This is a genomic window from Allobosea sp. AK1 (genome assembly GCF_006714945.1).
Taxonomy (GTDB): Bacteria; Pseudomonadota; Alphaproteobacteria; order Rhizobiales; family Beijerinckiaceae; genus Allobosea; species Allobosea robiniae.
In genome coordinates this window covers 1,579,703-1,597,848 of sequence record NZ_VFMG01000001.1, presented here as the reverse complement: position 1 = coordinate 1,597,848, position 18,146 = coordinate 1,579,703, and the positions used below count along the sequence as shown (strand labels likewise).

General features: G+C 67.3%; 18 protein-coding genes. 14 read left to right on the top strand and 4 right to left on the bottom strand.

Annotated features, from left to right (window positions below; translation table 11 throughout):
• Nucleotides 1-89: 89 nt before the first annotated feature.
• On the bottom strand, nt 90-980 hold the full coding sequence (locus FHT98_RS08060; RefSeq protein ID WP_142113589.1) for a MurR/RpiR family transcriptional regulator: 891 nt from the start codon (nt 978-980) through the stop codon (nt 90-92).
• A gap of 239 nt (nt 981-1,219) precedes the next feature.
• Here FHT98_RS08060 and FHT98_RS08055 point away from each other — a divergent pair, with 239 nt between their 5' ends.
• The 9 genes from FHT98_RS08055 to FHT98_RS08015 all read left to right on the top strand — a co-directional run bounded on the left by FHT98_RS08055 (nt 1,220) and on the right by FHT98_RS08015 (nt 11,035).
• Nucleotides 1,220-2,545, top strand: coding sequence for an aspartate aminotransferase family protein (locus FHT98_RS08055; RefSeq protein WP_142113587.1), 1,326 nt, complete (start codon nt 1,220-1,222; stop codon nt 2,543-2,545).
• Nucleotides 2,546-2,553: 8 nt separating this feature from the next.
• The gene (locus FHT98_RS08050) at nt 2,554-4,023 is read left to right on the top strand and encodes a M81 family metallopeptidase (RefSeq protein WP_142113585.1); all 1,470 of its coding nucleotides are present in this window, start codon (nt 2,554-2,556) and stop codon (nt 4,021-4,023) included.
• A gap of 43 nt (nt 4,024-4,066) precedes the next feature.
• Nucleotides 4,067-5,647: an ABC transporter substrate-binding protein gene (locus FHT98_RS08045; RefSeq protein ID WP_142113583.1), complete on the top strand. Its 1,581-nt coding sequence runs from the start codon at nt 4,067-4,069 to the stop codon at nt 5,645-5,647.
• A gap of 95 nt (nt 5,648-5,742) precedes the next feature.
• Nucleotides 5,743-6,687 (top strand): ABC transporter permease, encoded by a 945-nt coding sequence (locus FHT98_RS08040; RefSeq protein ID WP_142113581.1) that lies wholly within the window; start codon nt 5,743-5,745, stop codon nt 6,685-6,687.
• Nucleotides 6,684-7,556, top strand: coding sequence for an ABC transporter permease (locus FHT98_RS08035; protein ID WP_142113579.1), 873 nt, complete (start codon nt 6,684-6,686; stop codon nt 7,554-7,556). Before FHT98_RS08040 ends, FHT98_RS08035 begins: the two co-directional genes overlap by 4 nt.
• Entirely contained in the window at nt 7,556-9,223 is a 1,668-nt protein-coding gene (locus tag FHT98_RS08030) for an ABC transporter ATP-binding protein (protein ID WP_142113577.1), read from the top strand. Before FHT98_RS08035 ends, FHT98_RS08030 begins: the two co-directional genes overlap by 1 nt.
• Entirely contained in the window at nt 9,220-10,083 is an 864-nt protein-coding gene (locus FHT98_RS08025) for a carbon-nitrogen hydrolase family protein (protein WP_142113574.1), read from the top strand. The genes FHT98_RS08030 and FHT98_RS08025 overlap by 4 nt, the downstream gene beginning before the upstream one ends.
• A gap of 17 nt (nt 10,084-10,100) precedes the next feature.
• Nucleotides 10,101-10,646 (top strand): carboxymuconolactone decarboxylase family protein, encoded by a 546-nt coding sequence (locus FHT98_RS08020; RefSeq protein WP_142113572.1) that lies wholly within the window; start codon nt 10,101-10,103, stop codon nt 10,644-10,646.
• 86 nt (nt 10,647-10,732) lie between these two features.
• Entirely contained in the window at nt 10,733-11,035 is a 303-nt protein-coding gene (locus FHT98_RS08015; RefSeq protein ID WP_061970508.1) for an alkylphosphonate utilization protein, read from the top strand.
• 16 nt (nt 11,036-11,051) lie between these two features.
• Here the strand turns inward: FHT98_RS08015 and FHT98_RS08010 are convergent, their stop codons facing one another.
• Both FHT98_RS08010 and FHT98_RS08005 read right to left on the bottom strand, forming a co-directional pair.
• Complete coding sequence (locus FHT98_RS08010) at nt 11,052-11,456, bottom strand: AtzH-like domain-containing protein (RefSeq protein ID WP_142113570.1); 405 nt, start codon at nt 11,454-11,456, stop codon at nt 11,052-11,054.
• Nucleotides 11,453-12,631: an amidase gene (locus tag FHT98_RS08005; RefSeq protein WP_142113568.1), complete on the bottom strand. Its 1,179-nt coding sequence runs from the start codon at nt 12,629-12,631 to the stop codon at nt 11,453-11,455. Before FHT98_RS08005 ends, FHT98_RS08010 begins: the two co-directional genes overlap by 4 nt.
• A gap of 212 nt (nt 12,632-12,843) precedes the next feature.
• Here FHT98_RS08005 and FHT98_RS08000 point away from each other — a divergent pair, with 212 nt between their 5' ends.
• From FHT98_RS08000 to FHT98_RS07990, 3 genes are all read left to right on the top strand, one after another.
• On the top strand, nt 12,844-13,542 hold the full coding sequence (locus FHT98_RS08000) for an RNA polymerase sigma factor (RefSeq protein ID WP_142113566.1): 699 nt from the start codon (nt 12,844-12,846) through the stop codon (nt 13,540-13,542).
• Nucleotides 13,543-13,636: 94 nt separating this feature from the next.
• Nucleotides 13,637-14,161, top strand: a complete 525-nt coding sequence (locus tag FHT98_RS07995; protein WP_142113564.1) for a DUF4142 domain-containing protein — start codon at nt 13,637-13,639, stop codon at nt 14,159-14,161.
• A gap of 10 nt (nt 14,162-14,171) precedes the next feature.
• On the top strand, nt 14,172-14,492 hold the full coding sequence (locus tag FHT98_RS07990) for a cupredoxin domain-containing protein (RefSeq protein ID WP_142113562.1): 321 nt from the start codon (nt 14,172-14,174) through the stop codon (nt 14,490-14,492).
• Here FHT98_RS07990 and FHT98_RS07985 read toward each other — a convergent pair.
• Nucleotides 14,473-15,066: a phosphatase domain-containing protein gene (locus FHT98_RS07985; RefSeq protein WP_142113560.1), complete on the bottom strand. Its 594-nt coding sequence runs from the start codon at nt 15,064-15,066 to the stop codon at nt 14,473-14,475. The two genes, FHT98_RS07990 and FHT98_RS07985, sit on opposite strands and share 20 nt — an antisense overlap.
• A 266-nt stretch (nt 15,067-15,332) precedes the next feature.
• Here FHT98_RS07985 and pip point away from each other — a divergent pair, with 266 nt between their 5' ends.
• Together pip and FHT98_RS07975 are read left to right on the top strand one after the other, a co-directional pair.
• Nucleotides 15,333-16,310, top strand: coding sequence for a prolyl aminopeptidase (gene pip, locus FHT98_RS07980; protein WP_248309169.1), 978 nt, complete (start codon nt 15,333-15,335; stop codon nt 16,308-16,310).
• A gap of 10 nt (nt 16,311-16,320) precedes the next feature.
• The gene (locus FHT98_RS07975; protein ID WP_142113556.1) at nt 16,321-18,135 is read left to right on the top strand and encodes a S9 family peptidase; all 1,815 of its coding nucleotides are present in this window, start codon (nt 16,321-16,323) and stop codon (nt 18,133-18,135) included.
• Nucleotides 18,136-18,146: the final 11 nt, after the last annotated feature.

The following is an 18,146-nucleotide window of genomic DNA, read 5'->3' as shown; positions in this document are numbered from 1 at the left end:
AGGGCCTGCATGCCGCAGCCGTCGGGATAAATGTGCCGCGCCGGTGTCGCCCGGCGGGAGCGGCCCTGAAGCGGGCGGCGACAGGGCGTTCAGATACGGCGGCGCGGGATCGCCGTCGCATAGGTGTTGAGCGAGAGCAGGTGACGGTCGGCGCGCTGGAGGGCGGCGAGCGCCGCCGTGCGGTCCTTGTTGGCGAGCAGGCCGCAGAGTACCTCGGAGATCGCGAGCGCCGGCGCCAGCGTATGGAAGAAGCTCTGGCTCTCGGTCGAGCAGAGAATCGCCAGATCGGCGATGCCGACCAGCGGCGAAACCTCGCTATCGGTGATCGCGATGACGCCGAGGCCCTTCTCCCGCGCGAGCTGCGCCAGTTCGAGGCTGTGCAGAGCATAAGGGTTGATCGAGATGGCGAGCAGGACGTCTTCCGCCCCGGCCCGGATCAGCCCGTCGCCGACCGTATCGGCCGGGCCGTCGAGATGGACAGTCTTCTCGCCGAGCAGGGTCATCACGTAATGGAAATGCCAGGCCACCGAATGGCATGAACGCAGGCCGAGCACGTAGATCCGGCGGGCCTGTGCGAGGCGATCGGCGGCAGTGGCGAGGCGCTCCAGCGAGGCCGGCTCCGTCAGGCGCGCGATCTGGGCGGCGAGGCCCTGCAGCATGCGGCGCGACAATTGCGCGGCCGCCATGTCCTGCTCGCTGTCGTCGTTCTGCATCGCGCGCGCCGCGAAGCCGTCGACGCGGAAGCGGATCGCCTCGGCATGATGGGCGCGGATATCGTCATAGCCGGCAAGCCCGAGGAACTTGGCGAGCCGCGTCATCGTCGAGGGCTGCACGCCGGCATTGCGCGCGAGCTCTCGCATCGAGACCAGCGCGACCTCCTGCGGGTGTTCGATGATGTAGCGCGCCGCCTGCCGCAATTGCGGGGACATGGCCTCGAAGAGGCTGACGATGCGCTCGCGCAAGGGATCGGCCTGCAACATTTGAATCGCGCCCTTCTCTGTCCGATCGCGACCATTCCCGCGCGGCGGACGGATTTCAAACGGTTTCTCGGCTTTCCCTCAGGCTTGAGGGCGTTGCAACAGCGCGTTTCGCTGAAACAGTTTAAGACTCAATCGTATCTTATTTGTATCATATAAAACAAATGTTGCATTCCTTCATTGAGCATGTCATGAGGCTGCGCGCCGCGGCGCTCTGTCCGCGCCAGTCCGGGAATGCCGAGATGACCAGGATTCTCCATCGCTCGATCGGCGGCCGCCTGCCGCAAGCCGCTGCGGGGCAGGGCATCTTCATCACCGACAACGATGGTCGCAGCTATATCGACGGCTCGGGTGGCGCAGCCGTTTCCTGCCTCGGCCACGGCCATCCCGAGGTCATGGCCGCGATCCGCGCGCAGATGGACCGGATCGCTTACGTGCACACCTCCTTCTTCACCACCGATGTCGCCGAGGAGCTGGCCGAGCGGCTGGTCGCGCTGGCGCCGGAGGGGCTCGACTACGTCTATCTCGTCTCCGGCGGCTCGGAGGCCGTCGAGGCCGCGATGAAGATGGCGCGGCAGTATTTCGTCGAGATCGGCCAGCCGCAGCGCCGCCATTTCATCGCGCGCCGGCAGAGCTATCACGGCAACACGCTGGGAGCGCTGGCGGCCGGTGGCAATGCCTGGCGGCGGGCGCAGTTCCAGCCGATCCTGCCCGAGACCCACCATGTCTCGCCCTGCTACGCCTATCGCGACCAGAGAGACGGCGAGACGCCGGAAGCCTATGCCGCCCGGCTGGCCGACGAGCTGGAGGCCAAGATCCTGGAGCTCGGCGCGGACGAGGTCATCGCCTTCATCGCCGAGCCAGTGGTCGGCGCGACGCTCGGCGCCGTCGGCCCGGTCGCGGATTACTTCACCCGCATCCGCAGCATCTGCGACAAATACGGCGTGCTGCTGATCCTCGACGAGGTGATGTGCGGCATGGGCCGCACCGGCACGATGTTCGCCTGTGAGCAGGAGGGCATCTCGCCCGACCTCGTCACCATCGCCAAGGGGCTCGGCGGCGGCTACCAGCCGATCGGCGCGGTGCTGCTCTCCGACAAGATCTACCGCGCCTTCGCCGAGGGCTCCGGCCTGTTCCAGCACGGCCACACCTATATCTGCCATCCGATGGCTGCGGCGGCGGCCAACAAGGTCGTCGAACTGATCTCGCAGCCGGAGATGCTGGCGAATGTCCGCCTGATGGGCGAGCGCCTCCAGGCCGGGCTCGACGCGCGGCTCGGCCAGCATGCCCATGTCGGCGATATCCGTGGGCGCGGCCTGTTCCGCGGCATCGAGATCGTCGCCGACAAGGAGACGAAGACGCCCTTCGACCCGGCGCTGAAGATGCACGCCCGGATCAAGAAGGAGGCGATGGCGCGCGGCCTGCTCTGCTACCCGATGGGCGGCACCATCGACGGCCGGATCGGCGACCACGTCCTGCTGGCGCCGCCCTACATCATCCGTCCGGAAGAGATCGACCAGATCGTCGAGCGCATCGGTGGCGCGATCGACGCGGCGGTCAGGAGCTGACGGTCGCCATGGCAGCACGCATCGCCTTCGCCGGCTTCAATCTCGAATCGGTCACGGCCGTTCCGCAGATCGTGGAGCTGGCGGAGTTCGAGCGCGTCTGCGTACGCGGCCGGGAGCTGACGGAGCGGTTTCGCGGCACCAATACGGTGCCGGGCGGCTGCCTGAAGATCTGCGAGGCGGAGGGCGCGGAGTTCGTGCCGCTGTTCCACACGCTGCTCGGTGCGCTTGGCCCGACGGCGGACGCGGCGGTCGCGCATTACACCGGCGAGATCATCTCCGGGCTCGCCCGCAGCGCGCCGCTCGACGGCGCCATCCTGTTCCTGCACGGCGCCTGCTGGGCGGCGGGTTACGCCGATGTCGAGCGTCATGTCATCGATACCGTGCGTGCGGCTTTCCCGGCGCTGCCGATCGCGGTCGCACTCGACTATCACGGCAATATCGATCGCGAGACCTTGCGCGGCGCCGATATCGCCGTCGCCTATCGTCACTCCCCGCATATCGACATGGGCGAGACCGGCGAGCGCGCGGCGCGTGCGTTGCTCAGGCTATTGCGCGAGGGGCGCCGGCCCGGCCTCGCGGTGGCGCGGCCCGATGTCGTCATTCCCTCGATCATGTCGGCGACGGCGCTGGAGCCGCTGGCCTCGCTCATCGCCGAGGCGCGCGCTGCCGAGCAGGCCGGCGATTGCGACATCTCGGTCATGGCGGGTTTCTCCTATGCCGACAGTGCCAACACGGGCATGTCGGTGATCTGCCTCGATTGGGACGGGCAGGACGCGGCAGAAGCCAAGGCACAGGCCTTTTCGGACCGGTTGCTCGCGGCGCGGAAAGCCATCGCCAATGCGATTCCGATCCTGAGCGTCGAAAAGGCGCTGGCCGATGTCGCGCGGAAGCCGGCGACGGGCCGGCCGATCGTGCTGCTCGAACATGCCGACCGGATGAACGACTCGACCCATCTGCTGCGGGCGCTGCTCAAGCGGGATGTCGGGCGGGTCAACGTGCCGTTCCTGCTCGATCCCGAGACCGCGGTGCAGGCCCATGCCGCAGGCGAGGGCGCCGATATCACCGTCGCGCTTGCCGGCAAGACCGCGCCGGAGACCGGCGGGCCGGTCGAGGCGGTGGCACGGGTGCTCTGGTCGGGACCGAAATCCTTCAACGTCTCCGGGCGCTACCAGCGCGGCACCTTCGTCGATCTGGGGCTGACGGCGCTCATCCAGATCGGTGCGATCCGGGTCTCCGTGGTCTCGCATTTCGCCTTCGCGGTCGATGGCGATCCGTTCTTCATCTTCGGCGAGAAGCCGGAGGATTACGACGTCATCCTGCTGCGCTCGAAGACGCATTTTCGCGATTATTACGAGCCGATGGCCGACCGGATTCTCGTGGTCGACACGCCCGATCTCGGCCCCGCCGATGTGCGGCTTATCCCATACCGCCAGCTCGATACGGCCAGGGCCTATCCGTGGAGCGAGGCTCCCGCCTGACGACGCCCACCAACCCAAGCAACCAAAAAACGAGGGGATGACAATGATGTTTCGGTTCAAGACTTTCGGCGCCGCTGCGCTGCTCGCGGGCTCCCTCTCTGCCATGCCGGCCCTGGCCGAGACGACGCTCAATGTCGTCATGCAGGCGCCGCTCAGGACGCTCGACCCGATCCTGAGCACCGCCCAGATCGTGCGCACCCATGGCTTCATGGTGTTCGACACGCTGCTCGGCATGGACGCCAAATACAATCCGCAGCCGCAGATGGCCGACTACGCCGTCTCGGCCGACAAGCTGACCTATACGCTGACGCTGCGCGACGGGCTCAAATGGCATGACGGCACGCCAGTCACGGCCGCCGATTGCGTGGCCTCGCTGAAGCGCTGGGGCGAGAATGACGGCGCCGCCCGCACCATGATGGCGCATGTCGCCTCGATCGAGGCGACCTCCGACAAGGTGCTGGTGATCAAGCTGGCGAAGCCCTTCGGGCAGGTGCTGGATCTGCTGGCCAAGCCTTCGCCGGTGCCGCCCTTCATGATGCCGAAGCGCCTCGCCGAGACGCCGGCGGGCAAGCAGGTCACCGAGATGATCGGCTCCGGCCCGTTCCGCTTCGTCGCGGAGCAGTACCGGCCGGGCGACCAGGCCGTCTACGTCAAGAACAAGGACTACAAGCCGCGCTCCGAGCCGATGAGCTGGACCGCCGGCGGCAAGGTGATCAATGTCGACAAGGTCGTGTGGAAGGCGATGCCGGACATGCAGACCTCGATCAATGCGCTGCAATCCGGCGATGTCGACCTGATCGAGCAGGTGACGATCGACCTGCTGCCGCTGCTGAAGGCCAATGACGAGATCAAGACCGGCGCGATCAACGCGCTGGGCAGCCAGGTGACCGGCCGCTTCAACCATCGCTTGCCGCCCTTCGACAATCCGAAGGTCCGCCAGGCCGCGATGTACGCGCTGGATCAGGACCAATTGATGCAGACTGCGGTCGGCGACAGCCAGTATTACAAGCTCTGCGCCTCGGTCTATGGCTGCGACGTGCCGCTCGCCTCCGATGCCGGCTCCGAGTACCTGAAGGGCAGCGCCAAGGAGCGCATGGCCAAGGCCAAGGAGCTGCTCAAGGCCTCCGGCTATGACGGCACGCCGGTCCTGATGATGCAGCCGACGGACCTGACCATCCTCTCGACCCAGCCGATCGTCGCGGCCGAGCGCCTGCGCGAGGCCGGCTTCAAGGTCGATGTCGCCTCGATGGACTGGGCCACGCTGCAGTCGCGCAAGAACGGCTGGCAGCCGGTGGCGCAGGGCGGCTGGAACTTCTTCTTCACCTATTGGGGTGTGTCCGGCATCTGGAACCCGACCGTGCATGCGCTGCTCGATGGCTCGGGCTCCGACACCGCCTGGGCCGGCTGGCCGAAAAACGCCCGTGTCGAGGAATTGCGCACCGCCTATAACGCCGCATCGTCCCTCGACGAGCAGAAGAAGATCGCCCGGGAGATCCAGCAGATCGCCTTCGACGAGGGCTTCTACTTCAATGCCGGCGAGTTCCAGTCCGTCGCGGCCTGGAATGCCAAGCTGAAGAATCTCCAGCCCGGCCCGATCACCCTGTTCTGGGGCGTCACCAAGTAACGCCGAAGCGCCGGGCGGCGATCCGCCGCCCGGCCTGACCGGCCCGGTTTCCGGCATCGTCCATCGGGCGGATGCCCAGGCGCGTGGAGAGCTTCATGGCTTCCTATTTCCTGCGCAGGCTCATGATGGCGATCCCCGTCATGTTCTTCGTGGCGCTGTTCGTCTTCCTGCTGCTGCGCCTGACGCCGGGCGATCCGGCCCAGGCCATCGCCGGCGACCAGGCGACGCCGGCCCAGCTTGCGGCCATCCGTGAGAATTTGGGCCTCGACAAGCCGATCGCCGGCCAGTTCGTCGCGTGGATCGCCAATATGGCGCAGGGCGATTTCGGCTCGTCGCTGATCTCGCAGCGCCCGGTGCTGGAGATGATCGGCCAGCGCATCGGCCCGACGCTGGCGCTCGCGATCATGGCGATGATCTTCACGGTGGTGATCTCGCTGCCGCTCGGCGTGCTCGCCGCCTGGCGTCATGGCGGCATGGTCGACCGCTTCGTGATGGCGCTCTCGGTCGTCGGCTTCTCCGTGCCGATCTTCGTGATCGGCTACGTGCTGATCGCGGTCTTCGCGGTCAACCTGAAATGGTTCCCGGTGCAGGGTTACAAGGCGCTGGCCGATGGCTTCGGCCCGTTCTTCCACCGCATCCTGATGCCAGGGCTGGCGCTTTCCTTCTTCTATATCGCGCTGGTCTCGCGGATGACGCGCGCCTCGATGCTGGAGGTGCTGCGCGAGGACTATGTCCGCACCGCCCGCGCCAAGGGGCTGGGCGAGCGGATCGTGCTGTTCCGCCACGCGCTGCGCAACGCCGCGATCCCGATCCTGACCGTGGTCGGCACCGGCTTCGCCATGATGGTCTCCGGCGTGGTCGTCACCGAGACCGTGTTCAACATCCCCGGTCTTGGGCGGCTCGTGGTCGATGGCGTGCTCGCCCGCGACTATCCGCTGATCCAGGCGATCATCCTGCTGACGGCCGGCACCTATGTGCTGATCAACCTGCTGATCGACCTCTCCTATGCCCTGACCGACCCGAGGATCCGCTACCAATGAGCGCTTCGTCGAATCCCGCGCAGGGCGCGCTGCCGCGCCGCCGCCTGCTCGACAATCCGCCGCACTGGACCACGGCGCTCGCCGTCATCGTCCTCGTCGCCGTGATCGTGATGGCGGTGTTCGCGCCGCTGCTCGCGAATTTTGAGCCGACCAGGCTCAACGCCGCGATGCGGCTGAAGCCGGCCTCGGACATCTATTGGCTGGGCACGGACTCGTTCGGCCGCGACCTCTATTCGCGCGTGGTCTATGGCGCGCGGGTCTCGCTGCTGGTCGGCGCCGGCGTCGCGATCGGCGCCATCGTGATCGGGCTGCCGCTCGGCCTGATCGCCGGCTGGTATCGCAGCATCGACGGCGTGCTGATGCGGATGATGGACGGGCTGATGGCGATCCCCGGCATCCTGCTCGCGATCGCCATCGTCGCGCTGGTCCGCGGCGGGCTTCTCACCGTGATTATCGCGATCATGATCCCGGCAATCCCGCAAGTGGTCCGCCTCGTCCGGGCGCGGGTCATCGCGGCGCGCGAGGAGACCTATGTCGACGCGGCCGTGCTGCTTGGCACCCGCCCGGGCAAGCTGATCCGCAGGCATCTGCTGCCCACCACGATCGCGCCGCTGATCGTGCAGGGTACCTATATGTACGCCTCCGCCATCCTGACCGAGGCGGCGCTCTCCTTCCTCGGTGTCGGCATCGGCACGGAGGTTCCGAGCTGGGGCAACATCATGGCCGAGGGGCGGCTCTATTTCGCGATCAATCCCTGGCTGGTGTTCTGGCCGGCGATCGTGCTGTCGCTCTGCATTCTTTCGATCAACCTGCTCGGCGACGCGCTGCGCGACCGGCTCGATCCGAAGATGCAGGGGAGGGCTCCGTGATGGCGACCGCCGCGACCCAGCCCGTCCTCTCAGTCCGCGACCTCAAGGTCGCGACGCGGGGGCGCCAGCCCAGCGATATCCTGAAGGGCATCAGCTTCGACATCTATCCTGGCGAGACGCTTTGCCTCGTCGGTGAATCCGGCTCGGGCAAGTCCGTGACCTCGCTGGTCGCGATGGACCTGCTGCCGCGCGACGAATTGCGCGCGACCGCCGGGACTGTCCGGCTCAACGGCGAAGATATTCTCACCGCGACGCCGGCCCGGACCAAGGCGCTGCGCGGCGCCGAGATGGCGATGATCTTCCAGGAGCCGATGACGGCGCTGAACCCGGTTTTGACGATCGGGCTGCAGATGGACGAGGTCTACTGGGCGCACACGAAGATGCGTCCAAAGGAGCGTCGCGAGGCCGCAATCGCTGCCTTCGAGGCGGTGCATCTGCCCGATCCCCAGCGGATCTATGACAGCTATCCGCATCAACTCTCGGGCGGGCAGCGCCAGCGCGTGATGATTGCGATGGCGCTCGCCTTGAAGCCGAAACTGCTGATCGCCGACGAGCCGACGACGGCGCTCGACGTCACCACGCAGAAGCAGATCCTCAGCCTGATCCGCGAATTGCAGGAGGAGCAGAACACCGCCGTCCTATTCATCACCCATGACATGGGCGTGGTCGTCGACATCGCCGACCGGGTCTGCGTGATGCGCCGCGGCGAGATCGTCGAGACCGGCCCGGTCGAGCAGGTGCTGAGCCAGCCGCGCGAGGACTACACGCGCGATCTGCTGCAATCCGTGCCGTCGCTGACGCCGCGCGCGCCGCGCGCTTCGTCTGGCGGTGAAACGGTGCTGGAGATCAACAATCTCGAGAAGACCTTCAGCTTCGGCTCGCTGCTGGGGAAGCTGATGGGGCGCGAGAGCCGCAGCGTGCGGGCGGTGAAGGATGTCAGCTTCGAGCTGGCGCGGGGGCGCACGCTCGGCATCGTCGGCGAAAGCGGATCGGGCAAGTCGACGGTGGCGCGCTGCCTGATGCGGCTGGAACACCCGACAGGCGGCGAGATCCGCGTCAACGGGCAGGACATCGCCAACCTGCAAGGCCAGCAGGCGCTGGCCCCGGCGCGCCGGCGCGTGCAGATGGTGTTCCAGGACCCGAACCGCTCGCTCAACCCGCGCCTGCGCATCGGCGAGAGCCTGATCGAGGGACCGCTCAATCTCGGCGAGAACCGCGAGACCGCCCTGAAGCGTGCGGGCGAATTGATGGAGGTGGTCGGCCTGCCCAGCACCAGCCTCGAACGCTTCCCGCACCAGTTCTCCGGCGGCCAGCGCCAGCGCATCGCCATCGCGCGCGCCCTGATGATGGAGCCGGAGGTGATCGTCGCGGACGAGGCGGTCTCGGCGCTCGACGTCTCCGTGCAGGCGCAGGTGCTGGCGCTGCTGGCCGAGATCCAGGAGCGGCGCAATCTCGCCGTGCTGTTCATCACCCATGATTTGCGCGTCGCCGCGCAGATCTGCGACGAGGTGATGGTGATGCAGCGTGGCAGCGTCGTCGAGATGGGGCCGGCCGCCGAGGTTCTGGGCCAGCCGCGTCACGAGTATACCCGTGCCCTGATCAGCGCCGCACCGGGGCGGGACTGGGATTTCGCAGCCGGACGCCGCATCGCCGGAGCCACAACATGATTTCCGCCAGCCTTGTCCAGATGGACGTCCAGTCCCTGGCGCCGGCCGAGAATTTCCGGCGCATCCATGATTTCGTTGCAGCGGAGGCGGCAAAGGGCGTCCAGCTCATCCTGTTCCCGGAGCTGGCGAACACGGGCTATGTCGAGCCGCTGGTGCCGGGCGGCGCTGTTGTCAGCGATGCCCCGCATTTCGGGGCTGCGCTCTACGAGGCCTGCGCCGCGCCGGATGGCGACGAGGTCAAGGCGCTCGTTGCGCTCGCCGCGAGGCATCGCGTGCATCTCGTCATCGGGCTCGGCCTGCGCGATGCCTTACGTGCCGGGGTGATGCGCAATGCCTCGCTGCTGATCGGGCCGGAGGGTGTGGTCGGCGACTACACCAAGATCCACCAGTGGCAGAACGAGAAGCTGTTTTTCAGCGGCGGCGACAGCATCGACACCTATCCCGTCTTCGGGACACGGCTCGGCATGCAGGTCTGCTACGATATCCGCTTCCCCGAGATCACCCGCATCCTTGCGCTTCAGGGCGCGAGCATCGTGACCTCGGTCTGGGCCTCCTTCGGGGCGGAGACTGCGCCGGTGACGGACGAGGGCCTCTTTATCCACCGCGCTTACACGCGGGCGACCGAGAACGGCGTCTTCTTCCTGAGCTGCAACCGCAGCGGCAGCCGCGGCGGGCAGCGTTTCTTCGGCCGCTCCTGCGCGGTGGCGCCGGATGGCCGCGTGCTCGGCGCGCTCGACCATGATCGCGAGGACGTGCTGCGGGTCGAGATCGACCTCGCCGAGGTCGCGCGCTATCGCAGCTTCACGGGCATCTGGGCCGACCGGGCGCCTGCTCTCTACGCCAAGTATCTCACGCCCTGATCCTCACGAGACCTCCGATGACGATTTCTCCCTGCCCGCCGATCAGCGATGCCGACTGGCCCGAAGCGATCGCCGAGATGAAGACCGGCTTTGCTGGCGCGCTCAATGTCTACCGGACGATGGCGCATCACCCGGCCCTGCTGAAGGCCTGGGGCCCCTTGCGGCAGCACATTGTCAAGGACAGCGCGCTCGGGCCGGTGCGCTCGGAAGTGGTGATCCTGCGCGCGGCGCACCGCATGGGCTCGCCCTATGAATGGGCGCATCATGTCAGCCGGGCGCGGGTGCTGGGAATGAGCGATGCCCGCATCGCCGCTTTGCGCGGGAGCCCTGAAGGCGAGGACGGGCTGATCGTCCGGGCGGTCGATGCGCTCTTCATCGACAAGCGTCTGTCGCTTGCGCTCGAAGCCGAGCTCGCTGCCGCGATCGGGCGCGAGGCGGTGTTCGACCTGATCGCGACGGTCGGCTTCTATTCGGTGCTCGGCTACATGCTGATGACCTACGAGACGCCGATCGATGAGGCGATTGCGGCCGAGATGACCGAGAAGCCGCTGGGCACTATCTAGCCGCCGATTTGGAGAAGTCGCCGGGCATCGTGTAACCCCGCCTGACCGGGCCGATGGCGAGTGCCCGGACGCAAGACGGGAAAGACATGTCCGACGACGATTACATCTATGACGAAGCGACCGGGGAATGGCGCCCGGCCTCGGAAGTGAAGCAGGCGGCCGCTGCTGCCGCCGCTCCGGTGGTGCGCGATGCCGCCGGCAATGTGCTGGCCGACGGCGATTCCGTCGTTCTGGTCAAGGATCTCAAGGTGAAGGGCGCCAACCAGACCCTGAAGCAGGGCACGGTGATCCGTTCGATCCGCCTGACGGAGAATGTCGAGGAAATCGACTGCCGCCACGACACGATCAAAGGCCTCGTGCTGCGGACGGAGTTCGTCCGCAAGCGTTGAGTTTTCGGGCCCGCGCCTACCAGAGGCGCGGCCCCTCCATCGTCGAGACATGGGCGGCTACCACCTTCCAGCCCAGTTCGGGAAAGCGCACCCAGCTCTGGCTCTGCCGGCCGATGACGTCGCGCCCGCGCACCTTGAACTCCAGGTTCACCGTGGCGATGTCGCGGCCCAGCGTCAGGATCTCCAGCCGAATCCGTTTCTCCTTGATGCCCGGACCGGGTGGGCGGGCGACGCGGTGGCCATGGATCTCCTGGAAGCCATAGCCGTTCTCGTGCAGCGCGTAGCGGATCGTGTAGGGGCTGTTCCAGAAGGCGGCGTCCAGCACGTCGACATTCTTGTCGATCAGCGCCTGCTCGTAGGCCTCGAACCGGGCGCTGATCTCGGCCACGACTTCAGGGATGTTCGGGGTCAGGTCGGTCATGATGATGCGGCCTCCATGGCCTGTGCGACGGCGATGAGGCTGGCATCCGTGCCGCGCCCGCCGATGATGGACAACCCGACCGGCGCGCCGTCGACAAGGGCGCCGGGCAGGTTGACTTGCGGATGACCTGCCAGGCCGCCCTGTGCGCAAAGGCTGGTGATGCGGTCGCGCATCGGCCTGAGAACCGGCATCGGCAGGCCGCGCAAGGGCGCAGGGAAGGGCGTCGTCGGCAGGCACAGGATCGTGCCCGATGGCAGCAGGTAGCGCAGCCTTGCGCGGGCTTCTTCGCGCATCAGCGCGGCCCAGTTCTGCTCGGCGACCGGGACCTGCGAGCCTGCGATCAGCCCGGCCGCGACGCTGAAGGCCATGCGCGGATTGTCCCGCTCGATCCAGGGGCGGAAGGTCTGCCAGGCCTCGACCGGCTGCAGGCTGCGCTGTGCCCGCGCCCAGACGGACAGGCCCTGCGGCGCCATGATCTCGTCGCGCGGCGTCGTGCCGAGCACGCCGGCGAGCCGCTGGACCATCGGTTGCAGCGCGGCTGCGACTTCGGGGTCGGCGAAGCCGAAGGCGTCGACGGCGACCAGCAATTTCGTCGGTAGCGGGCCGGGCGCCTCACCGAGCAGCACCGTGCCGACGCGGGCGAAGGCCGCGGCATCGCGCGTGAACCAGCCGGCTGTGTCCGAGCTCGGCGCCTGCGGCATCAGCCCGGTCAGGTCGAGCCGGCCATGGGTCGGCCGGATGCTGTAGAGCCCGCAGAAGCTGCCAGGCACGCGCATCGAACCGCCGGTATCGGTGCCCAATGCGGTGTCGCAGAGCCCGGCGGCGACGGCTGCGGCCGAGCCGGAGGAGGAGCCGCCCGGCACGCGGTCAGGCGCGGCGGTGTTCAGCGGCGTGCCGTCGAAGGCGTTCTCGCCGAGGATGCCGAGCGAGACCTCGTCGGTGATGGTCTTGCCGACGAACTCGGCGCCGGCATCGAGCAGGGTCTGCACCGCCCAGGCATGGCGCTCCGGGACGGGATTGGCTTTGGCCCAGTCATGGTTGCCGCCGCCGGTCGGTGTACCCGCGACGTCGAACAGGTCCTTGACGGCGAAGGTCAGTCCGGCGAGCGGCCCGCCTTTCCGGCCGGGGATGCGGATGCGCGGGCCGGGCACGAAGGCGTTGACGCGATCCGCCATCACGGCCTCGGCGATCGTGTTTCGCCCAGGGAGATCGGTCGGGTCGGCATCGGCACGGCTTTTTATCCTTCGTGATGGTCGGCCTATCGTTCGGGTGGCAGCCTAAGCAGGTTTGCCGCCGCTGCAAACGTCAGCGTGCCGGCTTGCCACGCTATCGGTCATCGGGAACCTTTTACGGTCTGCGCCATCCGATGCGGCGAGGAGGACAGATCATGCCATCCATTCCGACGGTCGCGCGCGATGCCGGTTCCGCCTCGGCTGATGATCTCGATCTCGCCCGTCGTGCGAGCACGGGCGATCCTCAGGCCTTCCGCACGATCATGACGACGCATAACCAGGCGCTCTATCGCATCGCGCGGGCGGTGATCCGCAATGACAGCGAGGCCGAGGATGTGGTGCAGGAGGCCTATGTCCGGGCCTTCAGCCACCTCGACAGCTTCCGCGGCGAGGCGACGCTTTCGACATGGCTGTCGCGCATCACCCTCAACGAGGCGCTGGGCCGCCTGCGCCGGAAGAAGCGGGCGGACAAGGCATTGCGCGCCGAGGACCCGGGCATTCCCGCACAGATCATCCCCTTTCCCGGCAGCAGCAGCGGCGACGATCCGGAGCGAATGATGGCGCAGCGGCAGATCCTGCAACTGGTCGAACGCGCGACCGACAACCTCCCCGACGTCTATCGCGGCGTGTTCATGGCGCGAGTGATCGAGGGGCGCAGCGTCGAGGAAACCGCGGAACTCCTCGATATCCGGGCGGAGACGGTCAAGACCCGGCTGCACCGGGCGCGGCTTTTGGTGCGCAAGGAGCTGGAACAGCAGATCGGCCCGGTGCTGCTCGATGCCTTCCCCTTCGCGGGCCGGCGCTGCGAACGCCTGACTGCTGCCGTGATGCAAAGACTTGGGCTTGCCGGTTGAAATTCCGGGAACGTTCAGGCCGCATCGGCATCCAATAAGCGTCGATGAAACAAAGCGTTCCGGCCCGCTCCCGTGGCCTGGAGAAGGAGGAGTCATGTCCATTCGCAAGTATAGCTTCGCACTTGTCCTGGCATTCCTGGGTGCGACGACCGCAGCGCAGGCTGCCGACAAGCCGACCGACCCGCAGATCGCCCATATCGCCTATACGGCCGGCGCGATCGACGTCGCGGCGGCGAAGCAGGCCATCGCGAAATCACGGAACAAGGTGGTCGTGTCCTTCGCCAAGGACATGCTGCGCGACCATCAGGCCGTCAACAAGCAGGCGCTCGACCTTCTCGCCAAGCTGAAGGTCAAGCCGGAGGACAATGCGACGAGCCGTGCCCTGTCCGATGCCGCCGGAAAGACCAAGGCAGCGCTCGCCAAGCTGCGCGGCGCGGCCTTCGACAAGGCCTATGTCGCCAACGAGGTCGCCTTCCACCAACAGGTGAATGGGGCTTTGCAGACCCTGCTGATCCCGTCGGCGAGCAATGCCGAGCTCAAGGGCCTGCTCGAAACCGGCCTGAAGATCTTCCAGGGCCATGAGCAGCATGCGGTGCATGTCGCCGCCGAGCTGCAATAGGCGCACCGCCATGAGCGTGGCGCGATATCTGCCGGCGGTCGCGGCCGTGATACTGGCGGCGGCTGCCGTCCCGGCGCGGGCGGAGACCATTCAGGTGATCGTTGACAAGCTGGTCTTCACCCCGGCGGAGGTCAGTGCGAAGGTCGGCGACACCGTTGAATGGGTCAACCGGGACATCCTCGCCCATACCGCCACGGTGAAGGGCGGGATGGAGGTGATGATCCCCGCCAGGAAGACCGGCCGGGTGACGCTGCAGAAGGCGGAGGCGATCGACTATTTCTGCCGCTTCCACCCTAACATGAAGGGTCGCATCACCGTCTCGGCCCCGTGACGGGAATGCGGGGTCGGGGCGCGTCTCGGGCGATGGGAGGCCGGGGCGCGCCCCGTTCTTGAGCGATCAGGAAATCGGCCTGGGCCTCGGTCTCGACCGCGGCGGCATCATGCTCGCGGCGGATCGATGCGATGGCGTCTGCCGCGCTTGCCCCGTTTTCGACGAGCAGCAGCGCGGCGATGGTGCCGGTGCGGCCGAGGCCGGCGCGGCAATGGATTGCCCAGCTCTCGCCTTCGCGCAGGCGGCGCGGCAGGTCGAGCTCGCGCCAGCCCGCCATGAAGGCCGCATCCGGCACGCCGTAATCGGGGATGGCGAGATGAGCCCATTCCAGCCCGGCTGCCCGGACAGCGGCGGCGAAGCCGACGATGCCACCCGGAAATTCCTGTGCTTCGACGAGGCTGAGCAGGCCGGTTGCGCCCAATCCCGCCAGACGCGACAGATCCTCCGCCAGGGCGGTCTGCGATGCGGCGTCATCCGGCGTCTCCTGCCGCCGGCCGGGACAGGGGCCGAGCAGGAGCGCGCTGGCGAAGCCGGGGAGGTCGAGACGGGAAATGGAAGGCGCCGGGCTGTGCAAGCAATCCTCCAAATGGCGGAAGGGCCGGGTATTCTACCTGTCGCATCGTCTTTGCACGAGCCGATGGACAGCGTGCGGCTTGTCGCGATGGGATGCGAAACGCCGGGAAGAATCGGGGCGGCGTTCAGCGGAGTGGAACAGGGGTCGGTCTATTCCGCGACATCATAAACAATGCGCTTCGAATGCATTGGCCAGCGGCTGTTCGCACGTGCCATCCTCGCCGGATCAGGGGAGCGTTGCGGCGCTCCGGTTCGACGGAGCCCGACGTGCCAGACGATTACAGCACCCTCTACGAGGCGGTCGAGCCGTATCGGTCCTTGCGCCTGCCGGTCGGTGACGGACATGAACTCCATGTCGATCTCAGCGGCAATCCCGATGGCATCCCCGTGGTGTTCCTGCATGGCGGACCCGGCGGTGGCACCAAGCCGGCGCAGCGCAAGACCTTCGACCCGTCCGCCTTCCGGATCGTGACCTTCGACCAGCGCGGGGCGGGGCGCTCCAGCCCTCTGGCGGAGCTCGCGGGCAATACCACGCAGGCGCTGATCGCCGATCTCGAACGGATTCGGGAGCATCTCGGCATCGAGCGCTGGCTCGTCACCGGCGGTTCCTGGGGCAGTTGCCTCGGCCTCGCCTATGGGCAGGCCCATCCCGAGCGCTGCCTCGGCTTCCGCCTGCACGGCATCTTCATGGCCGAGCGCGCCGAGATCGACTGGTGGTTCCACGGCTCGCGCACGATCTTCCCCGATCATTGGGAGACCTTCGCCAGTTTCGTGCCGGAAGCGGAGCGGGACGATTTGCTCGGCGCCTACTACCGGCGGCTGACCGGTCCCGATCGCGAGCAGCAGCTGGCGGCTGCGGTCGCCTTGCGCACCTTCTCCGGGAAGACCCAGACCTTCCTGCCCGATGCCGAGCATGTCGCGGCCCTGACCGAGCCGGATGCCGCGCTGGCGCTCGCCCGCATCTTCACGCATTACTGCGTCAACGGCGCCTTCCTCCAGCCCGGCCAGTTGCTGCGCGACGTCTCGCGCATCCGGCATCTGCCCGCCGAGATCGTGCAGGGCCGCTACGACATCGTGACGCCGATGTGCACGGCCTGGCGCCTGAAGACGGCCTGGCCCGAGGCTCGCTTCACCATCGTCACCGAAGCCAACCACGCGGCGACGCCGAGTGCGCCGGCCCTGTCGCTGGCGCTGCGCGACGCGACCGACCGCCTGCGCGATTCGATGCTGGCCCTCGCGGCCTGAAGGAACGACCATGTACGAAGCCGCCGGCCAGATCCGCCTGGGCATCGAGCCCTATCTCGAAATCCGCAGTGCCAAGAGCCCGGCCGTCGCGCCGGATGGCGAGCTCCTCGCCTATCTCAGCGACGAGAGCGGCACGCATCAGATCTGGCTTCGGCCGCTCGCCGGCGGGGCGCCCTGGCGCCTGACCGACATGCCGGAGCCGGTCGGCGCGATCGCCTTCAACCCGAAGAGCCGCGACCTGCTGTTCACGATGGATTGCGGCGGCGACGAACGCCATCAGCTCTGGCTCGTGCCGGGTGCCTCGGGCGTGCCGCAGCCGCTGACCGACGATCCGACCGTGGTGCATGTCTGGGGCTGCTGGGCACCGGACGGGCAGCGCATCGCCTTCGCCTCGAACGCACGCGACCGCGAGCATATGGACATCTACGTGATGGACATGGCGACGCGGGCGGCGCGGCGCGTGTTCGAGGGCAGCGGCTATCGCGAGGCGGTCGCGTTCTTCCCGGATGGACGCTCTCTCCTGGTCACTGATGCCACCCATGCGATGAACGACCAGGATCTGTTCCGGCTCGATCTCGAAAGCGGGGCGCGCGAGGCCTTGCTGCCGCATGAGGGCCGCGCCCGTTATGCCGCCAACCGGATGAAGAAGGATGGCAGCGGCTTCTTCACCATTACCGACCAGGGGCGCGAGTTTCTCAGCGTCGCCTTCCGCTCGGCGACTGACGGCACGCTGGACTGGATCGTCGATCGCGACGGGCAGGATGTCGAGGCGGTGGCGCTGGCGCCGGACCAGAACCGCCTCGCCTATGTTGCCAATGACCGCGGCTGGAACCGCATCTTCGTGCGCGAGATCGCCGGTGGGGCCGAGTTCGAGGTCGAAGGTTTTCCGGCTGGCTCGGTCGGCTCCGTCGCCTGGCTGCCGGATGGTTCGGGGCTCGTCTTCCCGCTTGATGGCTCGACGTCGTCGCCGGATATCTGGCGCTTCGATATCGCGACGAAGCAGGTCAAGCGCCTGACCGATGCCTCGAAGGCCGGACTCGATCCGGCCGGTTTCGTCGAGCCGACAGTCGCGAGCACCAAGAGCTTCGACGGGCTCGAAGTGCCGTTCTTCGTCTACCGGCCGCGCGGCAAGGCGCCCGAGGGCGGCTACCCGGCCGTCGTCGTGGTCCATGGCGGGCCGGAGGCGCAGTGGACGCCGATCTTCCGGGCCGATCTGCAGTTCTTCCTGAGCCAGGGCATCATGGTGATCGCGCCGAACGTGCGTGGCTCGACCGGCTATGGCCGCAGCTATCACCATCTCGACGACAAGCATCTGCGCATGGACAGCGTCGCCGATCTCAAGGCGGTCAGGCTCTGGCTGCGCGAGCAATCCGACGTGAACGATGACCGCGTCGCCGTCTATGGCCGCTCCTATGGCGGCTTCATGGTGCTGGCGGCGCTGACCGAGCAGCCCGAACTCTGGAAGGTCGGGATCGAGTTCTACGGCATCGCCAATTTCCTGACGCTGCTGGAGACGACCGGGCCGTGGCGGCGCTATCTGCGCGCGGTGGAATACGGCGATCCGGTCGTCGACCGCGAAAACCTGATCCGCTTCTCGCCGATCCACAAGCTCGACCAGATCCGCGTGCCGCTTTTCATCGCGCAGGGTTTCGACGATCCGCGCGTGCCGCCGGGCGAGAGCGAGATGGTCTACTCGGTGCTGCGCGGGCTCGGCCGTCCGGTCGAGTATGTGCGCATCCCGCATGAGGGCCATGGCTTCGCCCGGATCGAGAACCGGCGCACCGTCTTCGGCGGGGTGGCCCGTTTCCTGCGAGAGCATCTCTGAGCGCCCCCGGC